The organism is Mycobacterium scrofulaceum, assembly GCF_001667885.1.
Classification (GTDB): Bacteria; Actinomycetota; Actinomycetes; order Mycobacteriales; family Mycobacteriaceae; genus Mycobacterium; species Mycobacterium scrofulaceum_C.
This window is the reverse complement of the sequence record NZ_LZJW01000097.1, coordinates 13,668-33,374: the sequence shown is the minus strand read 5'-3', so window position 1 is coordinate 33,374 and position 19,707 is coordinate 13,668. Positions and strand designations below refer to the sequence as shown.

At 68.0% G+C, this 19,707-nt stretch carries 23 protein-coding genes; 14 read left to right on the top strand and 9 right to left on the bottom strand.

What is annotated here, in order from left to right; all coding sequences use genetic code 11:
- Window positions 1-35 precede the first annotated feature (35 nt).
- Both A5681_RS15185 and A5681_RS15180 read left to right on the top strand, forming a co-directional pair.
- Window positions 36-482: an SRPBCC family protein gene (locus A5681_RS15185; protein WP_067276174.1), complete on the top strand. Its 447-nt coding sequence runs from the start codon at window positions 36-38 to the stop codon at window positions 480-482.
- A 50-nt stretch (window positions 483-532) separates the two neighbouring features.
- Window positions 533-1,129, top strand: coding sequence for a YbhB/YbcL family Raf kinase inhibitor-like protein (locus tag A5681_RS15180; RefSeq protein ID WP_067276168.1), 597 nt, complete (start codon window positions 533-535; stop codon window positions 1,127-1,129).
- A gap of 3 nt (window positions 1,130-1,132) precedes the next feature.
- Here A5681_RS15180 and A5681_RS15175 read toward each other — a convergent pair whose 3' ends face one another.
- The gene (locus A5681_RS15175; protein WP_067276164.1) at window positions 1,133-2,695 is read right to left on the bottom strand and encodes a phytoene desaturase family protein; all 1,563 of its coding nucleotides are present in this window, start codon (window positions 2,693-2,695) and stop codon (window positions 1,133-1,135) included.
- Between the two features lie 106 nt (window positions 2,696-2,801).
- Here A5681_RS15175 and A5681_RS15170 point away from each other — a divergent pair, with 106 nt between their 5' ends.
- Entirely contained in the window at window positions 2,802-3,401 is a 600-nt protein-coding gene (locus A5681_RS15170; RefSeq protein WP_067276163.1) for a TetR/AcrR family transcriptional regulator, read from the top strand.
- 79 nt (window positions 3,402-3,480) lie between these two features.
- Here A5681_RS15170 and A5681_RS15165 read toward each other — a convergent pair whose 3' ends face one another.
- Window positions 3,481-4,350 (bottom strand): LysR family transcriptional regulator, encoded by an 870-nt coding sequence (locus A5681_RS15165; RefSeq protein ID WP_067276160.1) that lies wholly within the window; start codon window positions 4,348-4,350, stop codon window positions 3,481-3,483.
- Window positions 4,351-4,444: 94 nt separating this feature from the next.
- Here A5681_RS15165 and A5681_RS15160 point away from each other — a divergent pair, with 94 nt between their 5' ends.
- From A5681_RS15160 to A5681_RS15125, 8 genes are all read left to right on the top strand, one after another.
- The gene (locus A5681_RS15160) at window positions 4,445-4,837 is read left to right on the top strand and encodes a tautomerase family protein (RefSeq protein WP_067276157.1); all 393 of its coding nucleotides are present in this window, start codon (window positions 4,445-4,447) and stop codon (window positions 4,835-4,837) included.
- The gene (locus A5681_RS15155; protein ID WP_067276155.1) at window positions 4,834-5,811 is read left to right on the top strand and encodes an NAD(P)H-dependent flavin oxidoreductase; all 978 of its coding nucleotides are present in this window, start codon (window positions 4,834-4,836) and stop codon (window positions 5,809-5,811) included. Before A5681_RS15160 ends, A5681_RS15155 begins: the two co-directional genes overlap by 4 nt.
- Window positions 5,812-5,943: 132 nt before the next feature.
- The gene (locus A5681_RS15150; RefSeq protein WP_067276153.1) at window positions 5,944-6,426 is read left to right on the top strand and encodes a carboxymuconolactone decarboxylase family protein; all 483 of its coding nucleotides are present in this window, start codon (window positions 5,944-5,946) and stop codon (window positions 6,424-6,426) included.
- Window positions 6,427-6,439: 13 nt separating this feature from the next.
- Entirely contained in the window at window positions 6,440-7,069 is a 630-nt protein-coding gene (locus A5681_RS15145; RefSeq protein WP_067276151.1) for a nitroreductase family protein, read from the top strand.
- Window positions 7,069-7,563, top strand: coding sequence for an SRPBCC family protein (locus A5681_RS15140; protein WP_067276148.1), 495 nt, complete (start codon window positions 7,069-7,071; stop codon window positions 7,561-7,563). The genes A5681_RS15145 and A5681_RS15140 overlap by 1 nt, the downstream gene beginning before the upstream one ends.
- A gap of 93 nt (window positions 7,564-7,656) precedes the next feature.
- The gene (locus A5681_RS15135; RefSeq protein ID WP_067308849.1) at window positions 7,657-8,262 is read left to right on the top strand and encodes a hypothetical protein; all 606 of its coding nucleotides are present in this window, start codon (window positions 7,657-7,659) and stop codon (window positions 8,260-8,262) included.
- A gap of 43 nt (window positions 8,263-8,305) precedes the next feature.
- Window positions 8,306-9,289: an FAD-dependent oxidoreductase gene (locus tag A5681_RS15130; RefSeq protein WP_067276145.1), complete on the top strand. Its 984-nt coding sequence runs from the start codon at window positions 8,306-8,308 to the stop codon at window positions 9,287-9,289.
- Window positions 9,286-10,068, top strand: coding sequence for an enoyl-CoA hydratase/isomerase family protein (locus A5681_RS15125; protein ID WP_067276141.1), 783 nt, complete (start codon window positions 9,286-9,288; stop codon window positions 10,066-10,068). Before A5681_RS15130 ends, A5681_RS15125 begins: the two co-directional genes overlap by 4 nt.
- A gap of 4 nt (window positions 10,069-10,072) precedes the next feature.
- On the opposite strand, the gene A5681_RS15120 is transcribed toward A5681_RS15125, so the two are convergent.
- The 3 genes from A5681_RS15120 to A5681_RS15110 form a co-directional block, all read right to left on the bottom strand.
- Entirely contained in the window at window positions 10,073-10,471 is a 399-nt protein-coding gene (locus tag A5681_RS15120; protein ID WP_067276138.1) for a phage holin family protein, read from the bottom strand.
- 57 nt (window positions 10,472-10,528) lie between these two features.
- The gene (locus A5681_RS15115) at window positions 10,529-10,768 is read right to left on the bottom strand and encodes a hypothetical protein (protein ID WP_067276134.1); all 240 of its coding nucleotides are present in this window, start codon (window positions 10,766-10,768) and stop codon (window positions 10,529-10,531) included.
- A 141-nt stretch (window positions 10,769-10,909) separates the two neighbouring features.
- The gene (locus tag A5681_RS15110; RefSeq protein WP_067276130.1) at window positions 10,910-11,977 is read right to left on the bottom strand and encodes an amidohydrolase family protein; all 1,068 of its coding nucleotides are present in this window, start codon (window positions 11,975-11,977) and stop codon (window positions 10,910-10,912) included.
- Window positions 11,978-12,239: 262 nt separating this feature from the next.
- Here A5681_RS15110 and A5681_RS15105 point away from each other — a divergent pair, with 262 nt between their 5' ends.
- Complete coding sequence (locus tag A5681_RS15105) at window positions 12,240-13,523, top strand: sialate:H+ symport family MFS transporter (RefSeq protein ID WP_156737996.1); 1,284 nt, start codon at window positions 12,240-12,242, stop codon at window positions 13,521-13,523.
- A gap of 22 nt (window positions 13,524-13,545) precedes the next feature.
- Here the strand turns inward: A5681_RS15105 and A5681_RS15100 are convergent, their stop codons facing one another.
- Both A5681_RS15100 and A5681_RS15095 read right to left on the bottom strand, forming a co-directional pair.
- Complete coding sequence (locus A5681_RS15100) at window positions 13,546-14,817, bottom strand: competence/damage-inducible protein A (protein WP_067276127.1); 1,272 nt, start codon at window positions 14,815-14,817, stop codon at window positions 13,546-13,548.
- A 140-nt stretch (window positions 14,818-14,957) separates the two neighbouring features.
- On the bottom strand, window positions 14,958-15,263 hold the full coding sequence (locus A5681_RS15095) for an MTH1187 family thiamine-binding protein (protein WP_067276123.1): 306 nt from the start codon (window positions 15,261-15,263) through the stop codon (window positions 14,958-14,960).
- Window positions 15,264-15,315: 52 nt separating this feature from the next.
- Here A5681_RS15095 and dtd point away from each other — a divergent pair, with 52 nt between their 5' ends.
- Both dtd and A5681_RS15085 read left to right on the top strand, forming a co-directional pair.
- Window positions 15,316-15,747, top strand: coding sequence for a D-aminoacyl-tRNA deacylase (gene dtd, locus A5681_RS15090; protein WP_067276120.1), 432 nt, complete (start codon window positions 15,316-15,318; stop codon window positions 15,745-15,747).
- Window positions 15,748-15,808: 61 nt separating this feature from the next.
- Window positions 15,809-16,720, top strand: coding sequence for a class I SAM-dependent methyltransferase (locus tag A5681_RS15085; protein WP_067276116.1), 912 nt, complete (start codon window positions 15,809-15,811; stop codon window positions 16,718-16,720).
- Here the strand turns inward: A5681_RS15085 and A5681_RS15080 are convergent.
- Together A5681_RS15080 and A5681_RS15075 are read right to left on the bottom strand one after the other, a co-directional pair.
- The gene (locus A5681_RS15080) at window positions 16,717-17,742 is read right to left on the bottom strand and encodes an alcohol dehydrogenase catalytic domain-containing protein (protein WP_067276114.1); all 1,026 of its coding nucleotides are present in this window, start codon (window positions 17,740-17,742) and stop codon (window positions 16,717-16,719) included. The two genes, A5681_RS15085 and A5681_RS15080, sit on opposite strands and share 4 nt — an antisense overlap.
- Before the next feature lie 10 nt (window positions 17,743-17,752).
- Window positions 17,753-19,684 (bottom strand): flavin-containing monooxygenase, encoded by a 1,932-nt coding sequence (locus tag A5681_RS15075; protein ID WP_067276111.1) that lies wholly within the window; start codon window positions 19,682-19,684, stop codon window positions 17,753-17,755.
- Window positions 19,685-19,707 lie beyond the last annotated feature (23 nt).

The window sequence follows — 19,707 nt, the reverse complement described above, 5'->3', positions numbered from 1 at the left end:
GTTTTCAGTGGCGCCGCAGTGGTTATCTATCCCCCATGGCTGTCACCGAATCCCGCGAGGTCGTCATCGAAGCGACACCGGATGAGATCCTGGATGTGCTGTTCGACATCGAATCGCTGCCCGAGTGGTCGTCGGTTCACCAGAAGGTGGAGGTTCTCGAGCGGGACGATGGGGGCCACCCCACCAGATCCAAGCAGGTGGTCAAGCTGGTCGGTGTCAGCGACGAGCAGGAACTCGCGTACACCGTTCACGACGACGGGGTCAGCTGGACTCTGGTCAGCGCCAAACAGCAGCGCGCGCAGGACGGCCGCTACACGCTGACGCCCGACGGTGACTCCACCCGGGTCAGCTTCGATCTGACCGTCGACCTGTTGATGCCGGTGCCCGGCTTCCTGATCAAGCGCGGGTCCAAGAGCCTGATGGACACCGCGACCAAGGGGCTGCGCAAGCGCGTGCTCGAAGTGAAGAAGCGCGACTCCTAACGGCGCTCTGGCCCTACCGGACGGCCGCCGCCCGGTCCACACTGTCCCTTATGGAATCGACAGCGCCGCGCACGGCATCGATCGTCGGCGCGCTCGCGATCATCGCCGCGCTGGCCGGCTGCGGCGGCCACGGGGACACCCGAGTGACGTCGCCGTCGACGCCGAAGGTGACCACCCTGGGCCGCACGGTCCCGGCGGCGCCCGCCGGGGCGCCGTTGACCATCAGCAGCCCGGCGTTCGGCGACGGCGTCCCGATTCCCGTGCAGTACACCTGCAAAGGGGCCGACATCGCGCCGCCGCTGGTGTGGTCGGCGCCGTTGGGGGCGGCGCTGGTGGTCGACGACCCGGACGCCGTCAACGGGCTGTACGTGCACTGGGTCGTGATCGGCATCGCCCCGGGATCGGGCAGCACCGCCGACGGTCAGACGCCCGCCGGTGCGGCCACGCTGCCGAACACGGCCGGGCAGCCCGCGTACAAGGGTCCGTGCCCGCCTCCGGGCACCGGCACGCATCACTACCGGTTCACCCTCTACCAGCTGCCCAACGACTACCAGCTCCCCGCTGGCCTCGCCGGCGTGCGGGCGGCGCAAACGATCGGCGGCGCGGCAACCGCCCAGGCGCGGCTGACCGGAACGTTCGCGGGCTGATCGTCAGGCCATGTCGTCGAGCGCTTGATACCCGGCGTTGTAGCCGGGCGTGAACGTGATGCCCGGGCCGCCATGGCATCCCGCGCCGCCGAGATAGAGACCGTCGATCGGGATCGGGAAGTCGAGGAATCCCTTGGGGCCGGGCCTGTTCGGGCCCATCAGGTCCGGATGCAGCAGGCCGTGGCAGAAGTCGCCGGCGGGCGCGCCGAACATCGTGTTCATGTGGTAGGGCGCGAACGTGATGTGGCGGATCACAATGTCCCTGAAATTCGGGGCCAGCCTGGTGATCTTGTCGATAACACGTTGGGCCATCACGTTTTTGAGTCGCCCATGGTCCTGGCGGTCGACGTCGACCGGGAACGCGTACGCGTAGGCGCTGGCGGCGTGCTTGCCCGGCGGCGCCATCCCCGGATCATGCACGGACGGTATCTGCATCCCCATCGACGGGTTGTCCGGGACGATGCCCCGACGGCAGTTCTCCCAGTGCAGCTGTTGTTCTTCGGGATCGCCGAAGATCCCGACCGATTGCTGCATACCTTCTTCGTTCAAGAACTCATACGGTGCGGCGAACTCGGGCAGTCCATCGAGGGCGAAGTGGATCTGCACGAACGAGGCCCGGTGGTCGCGGCCGGACAACCGCGAAACCAGCTCCGGTGGAACGTGTTCGGAGTCGATCAGCTCGGTGAGCGTGACGTCGGGCGCGAGGTTGGAGATCACGATCGGGGCGGTGACGGTGGATCCGTCGCGCAGCCGCACCCCGGTCACCGCGCCGTGCTCGACGCTGATCTGGTCCACCTTGCTGCGGAAGCGGATCTCACCGCCGTGGGAGACGAACAGCTCTCGCAGGTGTTCGGTGAGCGCGCCGATGCCGCCCTTGAGCTTGGTCATCATCGCGGTGGAATCGTCGGGCACCGCCAGCGCGAAAGCCAGGCAGGTCGCGCTGCCCGGCGTGTACGGCCCCCGATAGGTGGAATTGACGGCCAGGAACGCCAGCATCCCCCGCATCACCGCGTGCCTGTCCTTGTCCGGCAGATAGCGGTCGATGACGTCCATCGCCGACCCGAACAGCATCTCGTGAATGGCCCGGCGCTCCGCGTCGTTGGCCGCGCAGGCATACATCTCGTCGAGAGTCTTGGGCGGTGTGCGGACGTCGAAGCGGCCCAACGCCTTTGCCGGCCCTTGACTCCACCCGATTAGCTCCGCCATGCCGGTCACGGCTTCGATGCCGTGCTTGTCGGCCAGGTGCGTCATCAGTTGCATCGGGTCGCGGTAGAAGATCATCGGCTCCTCGCCGTGGTCGCCGATGTTGGTGGACATCACCTCCGGCTCCACCGTGGGCAGCGTGTCGAGCCCCAGGTCCTTGGTGATCTGGCTCGCGGTGGGAAACTGCACCGAACCGGCGATCTCGTAGCGGAACCCGTCGATCAATTCCACGGTGGCCGCCATGCCGCCCGCATAGGTGTTGGCCTCCAGGCACAGCGTGCGCAGGCCCGCGCGCTGCAACACCGCGGCCGCGGTCAACCCGTTGTGCCCGGCTCCCACCACGATCGCGTCATAGTCCGGCATGGCTTCCTCCCTCGGTCGGCGCGTGACAAGAATATGTCAGTACTGACATAATTGGAAGATGTCAGTACTGACGAGTTACGGACGGCTGGGATACCATCTCGGTGGGATGAGCGCGCCGACGAACCGCCACGAGCTACGCCGACGGTCGACGCACGAGGCACTGCGCCAAGCGGCGTTGAAAAGCTTTGCCCGCAAAGGGTTTGCCAACGTCACGGTGAGCGAGCTGGCCGCAGAGGCCGGCGTCACCGAACGGACCTTCTTTCGGCACTTTCCCACCAAGGAGGCGGTGCTCTTCCAGGACTACGAGACACAGCTGGAGTGGCTGGCCGAGGCGCTCGCGGGGCGCCCGGCCGCCGAGTCGCTCTTCGACGCGGTGCTGGCAAGCGTCGCGGCTTTCCCGCACGACCTCGAAGTGGTCCGCCAGGCCGCGACGGCCCGCGCGGAGTTGATCAGCGCGGAACGCATCGCCGGTCATCTGCGGGTGGTGCAAGCGTCGTTCGCGCGGGTGCTGACCGATTTCGTCAAGGGCCGCAACCCCGCAGTGGCCAACATCGACCTGCTCGCCGAGGTCACGGGCTCGGCCCTGGCCGCCGCCCTCGTTGTGGCGGTGGAGAACTGGGGCCGCAACGGCTGCACCGGTGATCTCGGCGAACTGGTGGCGTCCAGCCTGGATCTGCTGCGCTCGGGCTTGGCGCCCCTCGCCTGACCCGTCGAGCGTGCGCCCCCGGCGACGACACGCCGAGCGATGCCGCCGTGGGCGCACCCCCGAAGCTGTCAGTGCACACTCAAACGTTCTGCGCGCTCTCGACCGCGGCCTCGACGAAGCGGCGCAGCACGGCGTTGCGGGCGCGCGGCAGAAACGCCAGGGCGACCGGGCTTTCGGGGGCCCCGCGCAGCGTGACGAACCGGACGCCCGGATGAATGTTGCGGCGAACGGCGACGTCGGGAATCACGCCGATGCCGCGATCGGCCGCGACGGACTCGAGCCATTCGTCGAAATTGGTTGTCTCCACGATGGTTTCCGGTCCCTCCCCCGGCGGCCAACTCCATGGCCCGGTGGTCCCGCTGGCGGTGTTGACGACCAGCGGCCACTGCGGGACTTCGGCCCAGTCCAGCGCCGATCGGGACGCCAGCGGCGAGTGCACGGAACACACGGCCACCCGGTTCTCGTCGAACAGATGCACCACCCGCACGGCGGTCGACGTCACCTGCCCACGGACCACGGCGACGTCGACCCGGCCCTGCTGCACGGCGCCCAGCGCATCGTCGGTGCGGACCAGCCTGACCGTCGTCCCGGTGGCCCGCTCGAACCGGGCGACGGTGTCCTGCGCCCACGGGTCGGGAAGTAGCCAGCTGAATCCGAGGCCGATGCTGGCCTGCCGACGCACGGCCCCGAACGCCCGCTCCAATTCAGCGAGCACCCGCTCGACGTGCTCGAGGAACGTCCGTCCGGCCCGAGTCGTCTCCACGTGCCGCGAACTGCGGTCCACCAGCGTCACGCCGAGCGCGTCTTCGAGCTGCCGGATGGTCCTGCTCAGCGCCGGCTGGGTGATGCGGAGCTCGTCGGCGGCCTGGGTGAACGACGCCAGTCGCGCCACCGCCTCGAACGCCCGCAAGTGGCGCAATTCGACTCGGCCACCGTCCCATGCGCCCATGCCTGACAAGCATAGATCGATTACAGCAGGCATTTCACACCCGATCCGGGCGGACCTAACGTCATAGCCAGGACAAAGAACGTAAGGAGACACCATGCCGCTGCTGTACATCGACCTCATCGAGGGCCGCACCCCATCGGAGCTACGGACTCTGCTCGACGCCGTCCACGAGTCGGTCGTCGACGCGTTCGGCGTGCCGCCGCGCGACCGTTACCAGGTGGTGCGCAGCCATCCCGCCCACGAAATCATCGCGTTGGACACGGGTCTCGGCATCACCCGCTCGGCGCAACAGGTGATCGTCCACGTGGTGAGCCGGCGGCGCACCCGGGCGATGAAGGAGAAGTTCTACGAGCTGCTGGCGACCAACTTGGCGGAGCGGTGCGGGGTGGACGCGGCCGACCTGATCGTCTCGATCACCGAAAACGGCGACGAGGATTGGTCTTTCGGCCACGGCCGGGCACAGTTTCTCACCGGGGAGCTCAGATGAGCCTCGACACTCGACTCACGAGATTCTTCGGCATTGAACACCCCGTCGTGCTCGCCCCGATGGCGTGGATCTCCGGGGGCCGGCTGGCGTCGGCGGTGACGTCGGCGGGTGGCCTCGGTTTGGTCGGCGGCGGCTACGGCGACGCGGAATGGCTGCGGCGCGAATTCGACCTGGCTGAGGGGGCATCCGTCGGCTGCGGTTTCATCACCTGGAGCCTAGCCCGCCACCCCGAGCTGCTCGACGCGGCCCTTCAGCGGCGGCCCGCCGCGATCATGTTGTCGTTCGGCGAGCTGCAGCCGTTCGCGGATCGCATTCGCGCGGCGGGAGTCCCGCTCATCGCGCAGGCGCAGACGCTCGACCACGCGCGCCGGGCCCTCGACGCGGGCGCCGATGTCGTGGTGGCGCAGGGCGGCGAGGCGGGCGGGCACGGGATGACCGCCCGGTCCACCTTCACGCTGGTGCCCGACGTCGTCGACCTGGCCGCCGAACGTTCACCCGGCACCCCGGTGCTGGCCGCGGGCGGGGTCACCGACGGGCGCGGCCTGGCCGCCGCGCTGGCGCTGGGCGCCGACGGGGCGCTGGTGGGCACCCGATTCTGGGCGACGCCGGAGGCGCTGGTGTCGCCGCGCGCCCACGAGCGGGCGTTGACGGCCTCCGGTGACCAGACCGTTCGCACGCGCGCATACGACCTGGTGCGAGGGCTGGATTGGCCGCCCGAATACAACGCGCGGGCGCTCGGCAACCCGTTCCTCGACACGTGGCACGGCAATCAGGAGGGGTTGGCGGAGTCGCTCACCGAGGCGGTGGCCGACTACGAAAACGCCGTCGCCGCAGAGGATTTCGATACCGCGGCCATTCTCGTCGGTGAAGGGGTGGGCCTGCTCCGGCGGGTGCGGCCTGCGGCCGACATCCTGGCCGAGATGGTCGAGCAGGCCGCCAGGATCCTCAACCGAACGGCCTCAGTACAGCGGTGAGCAGTCCGACGTCCGCAGCAGGCGACTCTGCCACTTGCCGTGTCCGTGGGCGGTTTTGCGGCGCCCTGGACAGCCCGGGGGGCGAACTGGTTTGCTCGACTCAGTAATTACCCCACCGGGCAGGAGTCGCCGATGGCCCGTCTCACCGTGCCGGCTGGCCCCGGCGGCGAAGCCGCGATGATCTGGACCCTGCGGCCCCAACTCGGCGACATGGTGGAGCGGATGATCCGCGGCGCCTACCAGCAGAGCGTCCTGCCCGCCGACGAGCGCGAGCTGGCCAGGATGCGCATCGCGCAGATCAACGACTGCGTCGCCTGCTCCGGATTCCGGGCGCAGTCCGTCCTGGACGCCGGTGTCGCACCGGAGCTCTACGACAACGTCGCCGCGTACGCCAGCTACCCGGGCTACACGCCGCGCCAGCGGCTCGCCATCGAATTCGCCGAGCGGTTCGCCACCGACCACCATTCCCTGGACGACGCCTTCTTCGAGCGGATGCGGAAGTCGTTCTCCGACCCCGAAATCCTCGACCTGACGCTGTGCGTCGCGGTGTTTCTCGGCCTGGGCCGCTCGTTGACCGTGTTGGGTGTCGATCAGTCCTGCGCAATCGATCTCTAGTGAGGAACACCGGATGGACCTGGCCACGGTCGACGAACTGCTGACGACGACGCGGTCGGTGCGAAAGCGCCTCGACCTCGACCGCCCGGTCGGCCGCGACGTGATCTTGGAGTGCATCCGGCTGGCGATGCAGGCCCCCACCGCCAGCAATACGCAGGACTGGCGGTGGCTGGTGATCACCGATGCCGACAAGCGCGCTGCGCTCGCCGAGATCTACCGCGGCGTCGGCGCCGAATATCTGGCCCACGCCGCCAAGGAGGCGTCGGACCCGCAGACCCGGCGGGTGTACGCCAGCGCGTTCGCCCTGACCGACACGCTGGGCAAGGTTCCCGTGCATGTGATCCCCTGCCTGGCGAACCGCATCGACAACTCCAACCTGTTGGTCGCCGCGTCGGCCTGGGCGTCGATCATCCCGGCGGGCTGGAGCTTCCTGCTCGCCCTGCGGTCGCGGGGGCTGGGGTCGGTGTGGACGACGATGCACCTGGCCAAGGAGCGGGAGGTGGCCGAATTGCTCGGCATCCCCGAGACGGTCACCCAGGCCGCGCTGTTCCCGGTGGCCTACACCGTCGGCACCGACTTCCGGCCCGCCGCGCGGCCGCCCGCCGAGACCGTCACATTCTGGGATAGCTGGGGAGACGGCTGATGCAGTCCTACACCGTGCGCTTCCACGTCGACGCGCCACCGGCGAAGGTGTGGCGGGTGCTGCATCCGCCCGCGCCGCCGGACGCGCCGCGGCCGCGCGTCCTCGAATGGCCCGGCGGCAGCATGGAGATCCTCAACGAGGGCAACGAGGCGGGCGAGGGTCTCGTGCGCACCTGCGTCTACGAGGTGCCCAAGTACCTGTTGTCGGGCGGCCGGGCACGGTCGTGGGAGACCGTCACGGAGGCCGAGAAGAACAAGCTGTCGCGCTACGTGGCGGTCGGCGCGCCGCTCTGGTCCCGGGCCGAGGGCTACCACCGCCTCGAGGAGCAGCCGGACGGGACCACCGTGCTGACCTTCCACGAGACCTACCACGCCTACAACCCGGTGCTGCGGTTTCTTCTCGAACGGCCCGTGCACGCCAGGATCTCCCGCGACAACCTCAAGACGTACGAGCACGCGCTCGGCTACGCCGGGCGCGTGCAGCGCCTGACTTAGACTCCTCGACCAGGGCTTACGCGTCCCGGGAGATCGGCCGGCGTATGCCGCGTTGTGTGATTTACGGTGCTCGCCCCGGTACGCTGGCGTGCTATGGGGTTTGAGGCTGGTGTTCCTACCGCGACACGGTTGGCCGTCGCGGGACTGATGATCGCGGGTTGGACCGCCTCGGCGGGCTTCGCGGGGGCCGACCCGGACCAGACGCCGGCACCGTCACCGTCGCCGGCGGCCTCGCAGGGTCCGCCGCCTGGCCCGCCACCGTCGTCCGCTTCGCCGGCGCCCTCACCGGCTGCATCGTCGGCGCCCTCACCCGCGGCCTCGCCTGGAGCCTCACCGGCCGCCTCACCGGCGCCGGGACCGAAGACGACGATCGACAAGGACGGCATTTACAACGTCGGCTCCGACATCGCCCCCGGCATCTACAGCTCGGGTGGGCCCGTCAACAACGGCACCTGCTACTGGAAGCGGACGGGCAATCCCGACGGCAACATCATCGACAACGCGATGAGCAAGAAGCCGCAGGTGGTGCAGATCGACCCCACCGACAAGGCGTTCAAGACCTCGGGTTGTCAGCCCTGGCAGCTGACCCCGGACGCCGCCCTGCCCCCCACCGCATCGCCCGGCAGCGTGCAGGGCACGCTCGGGATCCTCAACGGGTTGCTGGGCGGTCAGGGCGGGCAGCAGCCTCCCCATTCCTGACGGGGGCTGACGGGATTTCGCCCGGTTTCGTTACGGTGGCGCCGTGGCCAACGCGCAGCGGGTCGTCGTCGTGGGTGCTGGAGTCAGCGGGCTGACGTCAGCCGTGTGCCTGGCCGAGGCCGGCTGGCCGGTGCGCGTCTGGACGGCCGCGATGCCCCGGCAGACGACGTCGAAAGTGGCGGGTGCGGTGTGGTTGCCGCCGCGGCCCGCCGAGCGGGCCAGCGACACGCTGGCTTGGACCGAGCATTCGCTGCGGGTCTTCGGTGAACTCGCCGACGATCCCGACTCCGGCGTTCAACTGGCGCCGGCTGTGGCCGTCGGTGAATTGACCGCCACCGAGGCGATGTCGTCGGCGGCGGAGCTGATCCCCGACTTGCGGCCGGCCGATCCGGGCGACCTCCCGGACGGCTTCGGCAACGGGTTCCGCGCCACACTGCCGATGATCGACATGCCGCACTATCTCGACTACCTGACCCGGCGACTGGCCGCGGCCGGCGGCGACATCGAAGTGCATCCGGTGCGGTCGCTGGCCGAGGCCGCCGACGCCGCACCGATCGTCGTCAACTGCACCGGCCTCGCCGCGGGACAGCTGACCGGCGACGACACCGTGCGTCCGCTGTTCGGCCAGCACGTCGTGCTCACCAATCCCGGTCTGCGCCAACTGCTCTTGGAGATCAACGGCGGCCCGGAATGGACCTGCTACTTCCCCCATCCCCAACGGGTCGTGTGCGGCGGCATCAGCGTCGCCGGCCGCTGGGACACCGCCGCGGATCCCGACGTGACCGAACGAATCCTGCAGCGCTGCAGGCAGATCGAGCCCAGGCTCGCCGACGCCGAGGTGGTTGAGATCATCACCGGGCTGCGGCCCGACCGTCCCACGGTGCGGGTCGAGAGTGAACCGCTGGATCGGGCCTCCGGAGCGGCTTTGTGCATTCATAACTACGGCCACGGCGGCAACGGCGTGACGTTGTCGTGGGGTTGCGCGCGCGACGTGGTCCGGCTTGCCGGTCAGGGGTCTGCGCGATGAGCATCGACTACGCGCGCGACGCCCACATCGCCACCATCACGATCAACCGTCCCGAGACGCGCAACTCGCTGGACATGGCGCATTTCCGCGACCTGGCCCACGCGTGGGAGGCGTTCCGCGACGACGCCGACGCGTGGGTGGCGGTGATTACCGGTGTGGGACATGACTTTTGCACGGGCGCCGACCTGAAGAAATTCATCCCCGAACTCACGGGCGACCTACCGCAGCCGGAGGGCTGGAACAAGGAAGACGCCATCCACGCCGTTTTGCACCGCTTCCCCGTCTACAAGCCGATCGTCGCGGCGATCAACGGCACCTGCGTGGCGGGCGGCTTCGAGATGTTGAGCTCCACCGACATCCGCGTCGCCGTACCCGCCGCGCGCTTCGCGGTGATGGAACCCAAGCGCGGCCTCTTCGCCGGCGGCGGGAGCACGGTGCGGCTGCCGCGCCAGATGCCCTACCCGCTGGCGATGGAGCTGCTGCTGACCGCAGACATGGTGGACGCGGACCGCGCCCTGGCGATGGGGCTGATCAATCGGGTGGTGCCACCGGAGCGGCTGATGGATACCGCGTACGACTACGCCGAGCGCATCGCGGCCAATGCGCCGTTGGCGGTGTTCGCGACCAAGCAGTCCGCCGTCGAGGGGTTGGCGCTCGACCTCGAGTCGGCGTACGACAACGAAACCCGGCACAGCGACCGCATTTTCGAGACGCAGGACGCCAAGGAGGGGCCGCGCGCCTTCGCCGAGAAACGACCGCCGCGCTGGCAGGGCCGCTGAGCCGTCAGGCCCGGCGGCGGCCGACGTCGCGGATCACCAGCGACAGCAACCAGCTCACGATGGACAGCACGATCGCCGCCCAGATCGCCGTCCACCAGAAGTGGTCGATCTGCAGACCCCAGTGCGTGGTGTGCTCGGTGATCCGCGCCGTGAGCCACAACATCAGCGCGTTGACGACGATGTGGAACAACCCCAGCGTGAGGATGTAGAGCGGGATCGACAGGATCTGCACGATCGGCTTGATGAACGCGTTGACCAGACCGAAGATGACGGCGACGACGAAGATGATGCCGATCCGCTCCAGCCTCGTGTCACCGCCGACGAACGTGATCCCGTGGACGAACTTCGTCACCAGCCACAGCGCGAAACCGGTCAGTGCGGCGCGGAGCAGAAAGGGGCCCATGCCGACGATCCTCCCACCACCGACGCGCTAAGGGCAGCCCGTTCAGCTCACCGCGAGCTACGCGTCGCCGCGCTGCGACGCCAAGTGCTTCACCATCTGGCAGAGGTTGACCACGGCGGCGCTCAACTTGGCGATGGTGGCGTCGCGGTCCGCTACACACGACTGCCAGTCGGGAAAATCCTGAGGAGGTTTCTGGTTGTCCGCGTTGAGGTGAATCTTCTCCTCGATTTGGTCGCACACGTCCGCGAGCGTCAATTGTCCCGGCGCACTGATGTCGGAGAACCATTTGTCAGCCATGCAGATCCTCGTCTCGAAGAAAAATTGCCGTATCTGACGAGGTTATCGGGTCGTTTGCGCGAGCTTTAGCGCGGGAGGCGACGCATTGGCGGGCTTATTGAGTCGACTTCGGTGGCGCGACCAGTCGCCGGCCAGGACAACCTAATTCAGGTTGTAGAAGCGCTGGGCGTTCAATCCCCCGATTTTTTCCCGGGCCTCTTCGCTGATATCCGGACGGGTCCTCAGGTGCTTGGTGCTTTCCGGCCATTCGCCGTCCCAGTGCGGGTAGTCGCTGGCGAACATGATGAAGTCGGCGCCCAGCACGTCGATCACCCCGGGCAGGATGGGTTCCTCGGGTTCACAGGTCACCCAGATGTTGCCCGCGGCCAGGTAGTCGTGCGGATCCCGGCGCCAGCCGCGTTCGACCCAATCGCCCCGCTTCTCGTAATGCTCGTGCAGGCGATCCATGAAGAACGGAACCCAACCCGCGCCCGCCTCGAGGAAGGCGACCCGCAATTGCGGGTGACGCTCGAAGACGCCGCCGGACACCAAGGCCGTCATCGCCGTCATCTGGTCGAACGGGAAGCTGATGCAGTGCACCTGAATGTAATTGGTGAAGCGGTCGACCCCGATCTTCGGCAGGTGAATGCCCGGGGCGCCGTGGATGCCCAGCGGCATCTCCAGGTCGACCGCCGCGGCGTAGAACGGGTCGAGGTCCGGGTGGTCGAGATTACGCGTCTTGAGCGCCGGCGGGACCAGGGTCGCCACCAGCCCAAGGTCTTTCGCTTCGGTCATGACGTCGATCGCCGCCTGGCCGTGCTCGATCGGGGTCACCGCGACGCCCCGTAACCGCCCGCCCGACGGGGCGCAGTAATCCGCGATCCACTGGTTGTAGAGCCGGGCGAACCCGGCCGCGAACTCGGGATCCTCGAGGGTGGGCGCGCACAGGCCGAGGCTCGGATACAACACCATCGTGTCGATGTGGTCGCGGTCGGCATCGCCCAGCACGCCCTCGGTCGATCGGCAGTTGATGTCGGGTGCCTTGCTGATGCCATGCTCCGGTGGACACCCCGCCCCTGGGCCCTGGTCCTCCGGGTAGTTGCGGCCCTCGAAGGTCAACCGCATCCGCCCGTCGGTGCTGGGCTTGACGTACTGCGGCCAGCGTTTGATCGCTTCGATCGCCAGCGAAGGATTCTCGGCGACGTGTCCGTCGGCGTCGATGATGCGCATGTATCCGGAACTTACTCTCGCGGATGGCATGTTGAAACGGCTCTGCTACCGCGTGGTGAACTATTCCCACCCCTTCGCGCTGCGACCGCGCGGCCCCTGCGAGCTTGCCGGCGCCGCGATCTACAGGGTCTCGGTGCCACCTGGCGCCACGGCCTCTACGCCTACCGGCAAGGGCTGCAAAGGTGGGTGGGATGAGCGCGGGACGACCTGCCGCGTGGCGCGCGGGCAGAAAGACTCGCCATCGTGCGCCCGGTAGGCCACGATGCTCAACGTGACAACACAAAGTCCTCGGAACAAGCTGACTGCCGATCAGCGGAACTCGTTCGTCGCGGCGTTGCTGGGCTGGACGATGGACGCCTTCGACTACTTCATCGTCGTACTCGTCTACGCCGACATCGCCAAGACGTTCCACCACAGCAAGGCCGAGGTCGCATTCGTCACCACCGCAACGCTGATCATGCGTCCCGTCGGGGCGCTGCTGTTCGGGTTGTGGGCCGACCGTGTCGGGCGCCGGCTCCCACTGATGGTGGACGTGATGTTCTACTCCGTAGTCGGCTTCCTGTGCGCGTTCGCGCCGAACTTCACCGTGCTGGTGATCCTGCGGCTGCTGTACGGCATCGGCATGGGCGGTGAGTGGGGCCTGGGCGCCGCGCTCGCGATGGAGAAGGTTCCCGTCGAGCGACGCGGGTTCTTCTCCGGGTTGCTGCAGGAGGGCTACGCGTTCGGCTACCTGTTGGCCAGCGTTGCCTCGCTGGTGGTGATGAACTGGCTCGGGTTGTCGTGGCGGTGGCTGTTCGCGTTGAGCATCGTTCCCGCGCTGGTCAGCCTGATCATCCGCTACCGGGTGGAAGAGTCCGAGGTCTGGGAAGCCGCGCAGGACCAGATGAAACTGACCAGCACCAGGATTCGCGACGTGCTGCGGGACGGGGCGATCATCCGCCGCTTCTTCTACCTGGTGCTGCTGATGACGGCGTTCAACTGGATGAGCCACGGAACGCAGGATGTCTATCCGACGTTTTTGACCTCGACGGCCAATCACGGCGCCGCCCTGTCCAGCGCGACCGTCAAGTGGATCGTGATCGTCTACAACGTGGGCGCCATCATCGGCGGCCTTGTCTTCGGGACGCTGTCACAGCGGTTCAGCCGCCGCTACACCATCATCTTCTGCGCGCTGCTCGGTCTGCCGATCGTGCCGCTGTTCGCATACTCGCGCACGGCGGCGATGCTGTGTCTGGGTTCGTTCCTGATGCAGCTGTTCGTGCAGGGCGCGTGGGGCGTGATCCCCGCTCACCTGACCGAGATGTCGCCGGACGCCATCCGCGGCCTCTACCCGGGCGTCACCTACCAGTTGGGAAACCTGTTGGCGGCGTTCAACCTACCGATTCAGGAGCGCCTGGCGGAGTCGCACGGTTATCCGTTCGCTCTGGCGGCGACGATCGTGCCGGTGCTGATAGCGGTCGCGTTCCTGACGCTGATCGGCAAGGACGCCACCGGCATTCGCTTCGGCACGGCCGAAAGCGCTTTCCTGCCAACCGAAGCGAAGTAACCGCGGACCAAACGGCTCCGGGTCAGGTGCCGCTCAGCAGGCGCAGCAGCAGGTGCATCGCGACGGTCGTGGAGCGCTCCCGGATGTCGGAGCGGTTGCCGGGCAGCCGCAACGTGCGGGTGTCCTTGCGGCCGTCGGCGAGGGTCACGGTGAAACAGACCGTCCCGACGGGCTTTTCGGGTGTGCCTCCGCCGGGGCCGGCGATGCCGGTGATCGCGACGGCGGTGTCGGCGCCGAAGCGGTCGATGGCGCCGGCCGCCATCGCCTCGGCCACCGGCTCGGACACCGCTCCGTGCGCCTCGATCAGCGCCGGGTCGACGCCGAGCAACTCCGCCTTGGCATCGTTCGAGTAGGACACCACTCCCCCGGCGACGTAGTCCGAGGATCCGGGCCGGTCGGTCAGCCGCGCGGCCAGCAGCCCGGCGGTGCAGGATTCGGCCGTTGCGATGCGGCGACCGGCCAGCGCGCGGGCCACCAGGTCGTCGACCGTGGAGCCGTCTTCGGAGAAGAGCTGCTGAGAGTGCCGGTCGCGCATCAGCTGCATGAGTTTCGCGTAGCTGGCTGCGGCGTCCGGCTCGTAGCGGGTCACCATCTCGACCTCGCCCCGCCGTAGGCAGGTGGTGATCTCGAGCGACTCGAAGCCCGGCACCGACGCCTCGGCCTCCCGCAGCGTCTCGGCCAGACCCGATTCGGGCAGCCCGAACATTCGCGCGGTCTCCTGCCGATAGAGCGTTCGCCCGGCGATCGCCTGCTGCGCCGCGGGCGTCTCGATGGCCCGGCTCCACATCGGCTGCAGCTCGCGCGGCGGCCCCGGCAGCACGATGACCGTGGGCTTGCCGGGGACGACCACACCGGGCGCGGTACCCACCGGGTCCAGCACCTGCGCTCCGGCGGGAATCATCGCCTGCTTGCGGTTGGCGGCCCGCACCGCTTCGAAGTCGACGCCCTCGTAGCGGGCCATCAGCTTCTTGAGGATGTTCGCGATCTTGTTCTCGGTCTCGTCGTCCAGCACCAAGTCGCGCCCGCAGAACCGCGCCACCACCTCGACCGTCATGTCGTCGGCCGTCGGACCCAGGCCGCCGCTGGTGACGATCAGGTCCATGCCTTGCTCCGCCATGAAACGCAGCTGCGCCTCGATGTCTTTCGCGCGGTCGCCGCAGATCGTGATGTGCGCCAGCTCGACGCCCAGCTCCAGGAGGCGATCGGCGATCCAGGGGCCGTTCGCATCCTGGACGCGCCCGGTGAGGACTTCGGTTCCGGTGACGACGATGCCTGCACGAGCGCTCACCGCCATGAGCCTACGCACCGGCCGGACCGGATCAGCCGCGGCGGGCCGCCTCCTGGGCGAGTTGTACGCGCGACGCAACGCCCACTTTCGAGGCCGGCTGCCAGAGGTGCGCCGTCCACGGCGACGCGGCCGGGAGACGTTCGGGGCTAGCCGCCTTCGAGGTACCGCTCGACGGTGGCGACCTTTTGCGTCATCGCGTCGCTGACCCCGGCCCGCCAGTCCGCCTTGATCACCGTGCTGACCCGGGGCGCTCGGGCCGCGACCGCCTCCACGGCGCGCTGCACGACCGCCATCACCTCTGCCCAGGTTTCGCCCTCGATGACGGTGAACATCGAGTCAGTCCGGTTGGGTAGGCCGGAATCGCGAACCACCCGAACCGCTTCGGCGACGATCTCGCCGACGCCCTCGCCCACCCCCATCGGGGTGACGGAGAACGCGACGAGCACAGACACCCAAACGAGCCTACCCAAGCCGTTCGGGCCCGGCCTGGCAGCATCAAGGCCCATGCGGGTTCTGGTGCAGCGGGTGACGTCGGCGGCCGTGTCCGTCGACGGAGAAGTCGTGGGGGCCATCCGGCCGGACGGTCAGGGCCTGCTGGCCCTGGTGGGCGTCACCCACAGCGATGACCTGGACAAGGCTCGGCGGCTTGCCGAAAAGCTCTGGTATTTGCGGATTCTCGATGGTGAACGGTCGGCCGCCGACGACAACGCGCCCATCTTGGTAGTCAGCCAGTTCACCCTGTACGCCGACACCGCCAAAGGCCGGCGCCCGTCGTGGAACGCGGCCGCGCCCGGTGCGGTCGCCGAGCCGATGGTCGCGGCGTTCGCCGACGCGCTGCAGCTGCTGGGCGCCGACGTCCAGACCGGGGTGTTCGGCGCGAACATGCAGGTGGAACTGGTCAACGATGGTCCCGTCACCGTGCTCCTCGAACTCTGAACCGACAGGTAGGTTGGACACGTCGCTTGTCGCAGCCGATTGTTTGATGGGAGGGGCGATCATGAGCCCGACGCCCGAGTTTGGGTCGCTCCGTTCCGACGACGACCATTGGGACATCGTCAGCAGCGTGGGTTACACCGCGTTGCTGGTTGCCGGATGGCGCGCGCTTCACGCGGTGAGCCCGCAGCCGCTGGTCCGGGACGACTACGCCAAGCTTTTCATCGAAGCGTCGCGCGACCCGTATCTGGCGGCCAAGCTTGCCAACCCGGGAACCTCCGACGACGAACTGGCCTTTCCTCGCCTCTACGGCGTGCAGACGCGGTTTTTCGACGACTTCTTCGTCGAGGCCGGCGCCGCGGGCATCCGCCAGGCGGTGATCGTCGCCGCCGGGCTGGACTCCCGCGCCTATCGGCTCGAATGGGTCCAGGGCACAAGGATTTTCGAAGTCGACCTGCCGAAGGTGCTGGAATTCAAGGCCGACGTGCTCGCCCGGCACGGCGCCAAGCCCAAGGCGCCCCGGGTCGAGGTCGCCGCCGACCTGCGCTCAGACTGGTCCAGAGCGCTGGAGGACGCCGGCTTCGACGTGGAGCGACCCAGCGCCTGGTCGGTGGAGGGAGTGCTGCCCTACCTGACCGACGAGGCCCAGAACGCGCTCTTCACCCGGATCAGCGGACTCAGCGCGCCCGGCAGCCGAATCGCCATCGGCGCGCTCGGTTCCCGCCTGGACCACGATCAACTCGAGGCGCTGGAGACGGCCCATCCCGGCGTCAACTTGTCCGGCGACGTCGACTTCTCCGCCCTGACCTACGAGCCACTGTCGGATCCGGCGGAACGGCTGGCCTCCCACGGTTGGTCGGTCGACCCCGTCCGCAACACGCTCGATCTCCAGGCCGGTTACGGGATGACGCCGCCGGACGTCGACGTCAAGATCGACAGTTTCATGCGGTCCCAGTACATAACGGCGACGCGCTAGGGCGTGAGCAGGATTTTCACGTCGTCACCCGACCGCGACGCGGCGGTCGCGTAGCCCTTCGCCGCTTCTTCCAACGGCAGTGTGGTCGTGAAGATCCCGTCGACGTCCAGTCGCCCCGACTGCAGCAGCGGGATCAATTCGGGCCAGGTGCGCTGCACCGGGGCGGTCGTCATGCGCAGGGTGATGCTGCGGATCAGGCAGCCCAGGGCGTTCAGCGGAAACGGATTCATGTCGTGCACACCGACAACCGATACGGTGCCGCCGGGCCGCACCGCGTTCAGCGCGTCCGTCAGGGACGCGTCCGTGGCGACGGCGTCGATCACCGCGTCCGCGCCCCGGCCCCCGGTAGCGTCGAGGATGGCCTCGACGGCGGGCGCCTTGAGCGGCGTCGCCCCCCACTTGGCGGCGCGGTCCAGCCTTCCGTCCACCTGATCGACCGCGAAAACCGTTGCGGCGCCCTGGAACAGCGCGCTGCGCAACGAACATAACCCGACAGCGCCCAAGCCGATGACCGCCACGGTGCCGCCGAACGGGATGTCGGCGCGTTGCGCCGCCGCCCAGCCGGTGGCGAGGTTGTCGGTGAGCAGCAGCGCCTGTTCGGTGCTGATCGCGTCCGGCATCTTCAGCAGCTGGAAGTCGGCGGCGGGCACGGCCAGCAGATCGGCCTGCGCCCCACCGAGCAGACCCCCGCCGAAGATCTGGAAGCCGTTGTGGCACATGACCGGATCCCGGGTGGCGCATCCGGCGCAGGCGCCGCACCCCGTCACCGACGACACCATGACAAGGTCACCCACCTTGACGGTGCGCACTTGCGGTCCCGCCTCGATGACGGTGCCGATCGCTTCATGCCCCAGCGCAATCGGTTCGGGCATCGGGAAATCGGCCTCGTAGAAATGCAAGTCCGACCCGCAGATTCCGGCGGCGGTGACCTCGACGATCGCCCCATCGGGACCGGGAAGGGTGGGATCGGGCCGGGTGTCGACCCGGATGCTGTGGGGCCCGTCGACGACTACCGTACGCATATTTTCGTGCTCACTTCCCTTGCCGCACCACGAAATCGGACCAGTCGGGCTCACGTACCGCGGCCCAGTACTCGTTGAGGCGCCACGGGCTGACGGTGTGGATTTCGCCGTCAGCGTTCTTGAAGTAGGAGTGTTTGACCGCGGGGTGCGCCCACACCATCTTCTTGATCTGGGTCTGCGTCCGCTCGTGCCACGCGGCGGCCGCTTCGGCCTTGGGCTCCAGCGAATGCACGTCCGCCTCGGCCAGCCGCGCCAGGCACTGGTCGATGTAACGCATCTGCAGCTCGGACTGGAAGATCAGGCTGCCCCCGTGGGCGAGGTGGGTCCCGGGCCCGTAGATGATGAACAAGTTGGGGAACTTCGGGACCGTAATGCCGAGGTAGGCGTACGGGCGGCTCCCCCACATCTCACGCAGGTCGACCCCGTCGCGGCCGGTGATCTTCAGCGGCCACAACACGTCGGTGTGCCGGAATCCCGTGGCGTACACGATGATGTCGACGTCATGCGTCTCACCGTCTTCGGTGACGATGCCGCGCGGGGTGATCCGCCGGATGGGTGTGCGTACCAGTTCGACGTTGTCGCGCTGCAGCGTCTGCAGCCAGCTGCCGTTGTCCTGCAGGGTCCGTTTGCCACAGGCGGGATAGTCGGGCATCACCTTGCTCAGCAGCTCGTCCCCTTCGCCGACCTGGCTGGTGATCCACTGGGCGAACATCATCTGGGCGGCGGCGTTGATGTCGCTGACGGCGTGGTCCTGGTCGGCGTAGTCCGGGTCGCTTTCCGCCGCGTCCAGGCCCTTGTCGGACCCGGGCCAAAGGACCAGGAAGCGGTACCACCGTCCGTAGAACGGCAGGTGCCGCATCGCCCACCGCATGCCCTCGCCGACCTCGTCGTGATACATCGGATTGGGGAACATCCACTGCGCGGTCCGCTGAAACACGGTGAGGTGCTCGACCTCCGGGGCGATGGCGGGGGCGATCTGAAAACCGCTGGCGCCGGCGCCAATCAGCGCGACCCGCTTGCCGCGCACGTCGACGGAGTGGTCCCAGGCGGCGGAGTGGAACGCAGGTCCGGCGAAGCTGTCGGCGCCGTCGAAGGGGGGAATGTTCGGCCGATTCAGCTGGCCGACGGCGGTGATCAAGGCTCGCGCTCGCACGGTGCTGGTCCGGCCCTCGGCGCCGCGCAGCCGGATGCTCCAGGTGGCGTCGTCGTCGATCCACTCGGCGGCCAGCACCTCGGTATTCCACAGGACGTGCTCGGCCAGGTCGTGCTTCGCCATGACCTTGGTGAAGTAGTCCTGGAGCTCGTGTTGCTCGGCGAAGAAATGCGTCCAGTCGTTGTTGGGTTCGAAGCTGTAGCAATAGAAGTGGTTGGCCACGTCGACGCGGGCCCCGGGATAGCTGTTCTCCCACCAGGTTCCGCCCGGGCCGGCGTTCTTCTCCACGATGGTGAACGGAATGTTGGCCTGCTTGAGCCGGATCCCCGCAAGGATGCCCGATTCGCCGCAGCCGACGATGAGGACCGGGATGTCCGCCGCGCTCTCGGCCGACAGGGCATGCGGGCGACGGGGATCGGCGCCGTCGAGGTCCATCTCTTCCAAAATCAGCTGCAGGTAGTCGTCGGTCACATGCTCGCAGGCCGCCCAGTCCATCATCTCCCGAATGAGGTCGAGGCTCAGCGGCTTTGGCTCGGGGCAACCGCGGTCCCGATAGTCGACGATCACGGGCAGGGCCGCCGCGCGGGCCCGCGCCTTGTCCTCCTCGGACATGAATCCCTGAATCTCGTTGAGGAAGACCCCCATCTGCTTGAAGTCGCGGATGAACCGCGGATCGCCGGTGATGTGCACCAGCGACAGCAACAGCGTCGGGATGCTGACGTCCGCTAAGGCGGCCTCAATCTCCGCCGTGGACGTGGTGAAGGGTTGGCCGGCATAGGCGCTGCGCATCGAGCCGATCCTCTCGGTGAACG